General features: G+C 32.2%; 1 protein-coding gene. It reads left to right on the top strand.

Translation table 11 applies throughout. The features are described 5' to 3' along the window. A partial coding sequence (locus IDG60_RS13920) for a SasC/FmtB family protein (RefSeq protein WP_206160812.1) occupies positions 1-1,461 on the top strand: 1,461 nt, incomplete at both ends.

The raw sequence follows: 1,461 nt of genomic DNA, 5'->3' as shown, positions 1-1,461 counted from the left end.
GATGCTGATCGTTTAGATTTACAATTTATTCCTGACAATACAGCAGTTGCTGATGCTTCAAGAATTACAACAAATAAAGATGGTTATAAATACTATTCATTCATTGATAATGTAGGTCTATTCTCAGGATCACATTTATATGTCAAAAATAGAGATTTAGCACCGAAAGCAACAAATAATAAAGAATTTACAATTAATACTGAAATCGGTAACAATGGTAATTTTGGTGCTTCATTGAAAGCAGATCAATTTAAATATGAAGTAACATTACCACAAGGTGTAACTTACATTAATGATTCATTAACTACAACATTCCCTAATGGTAATGAAGACAGTACAGTATTGAAAAATATGACTGTTAATTATGATCAAACTGCAAATAAAGTTACATTTACAAGCCAAGGTGTGACAACGGCACGTGGTACACACACTAAAGAAGTTTTATTCCCAGATAAATCTTTAAAATTATCATATAAAGTTAATGTTGCGAATATCGATACACCTAAAAATATTGATTTTAATGAAAAATTAACATATCGTACTGCTTCAGATGTTGTAATTAATAATGCGCAACCAGAAGTTACACTAACTGCAGATCCATTTTCAGTAGCGGTTGAAATGAACAAAGATGCGTTGCAACAACAAGTAAACTCACAAGTTGATAATAGTCATTACACAACAGCATCAATTGCAGAATACAATAAACTTAAACAACAAGCAGACACTATTTTAAATGAAGATGCGAATCACGTTGAAACTGCAAATCGTGCATCTCAAGCGGATATTGACGGTTTAGTAACTAAATTACAAGCTGCATTAATTGATAATCAAGCAGCAATTGCTGAATTAGATACTAAAGCTCAAGAAAAGGTTACAGCAGCACAACAAAGTAAAAAAGTTACGCAAGATGAAGTTGCAGCGCTTGTGACTAAAATTAACAATGATAAAAATAATGCAATCGCAGAAATTAATAAACAAACAACATCACAAGGTGTCACAACTGAAAAAGATAATGGTATCGCAGTGTTAGAACAAGATGTGATTACACCAACAGTTAAACCTCAAGCGAAACAAGATATTATCCAAGCAGTTACAACTCGTAAACAACAAATTAAAAAGTCAAATGCATCATTACAAGATGAAAAAGATGTAGCAAATGATAAAATTGGTAAAATTGAAACAAAGGCAATTAAAGATATTGATGCAGCAACAACAAATGCACAAGTAGAAGCCATTAAAACAAAAGCAATCAATGATATTAATCAAACTACACCTGCTACAACAGCTAAAGCAGCAGCTCTTGAAGAATTTGACGAAGTTGTTCAAGCACAAATTGATCAAGCACCTTTAAATCCTGATACAACAAATGAAGAAGTAGCGGAAGCTATTGAACGTATTAATGCAGCTAAAGTTTCTGGTGTTAAAGCAATTGAAGCGACAACGACTGCACAAGATTTAGAA

The sequence above is a fragment of the Staphylococcus sp. EG-SA-2 genome (genome assembly GCF_017152085.1).
Note: the sequence above shows the minus strand (reverse complement) of the source record. Positions and strands in the feature narration are given on the sequence as shown.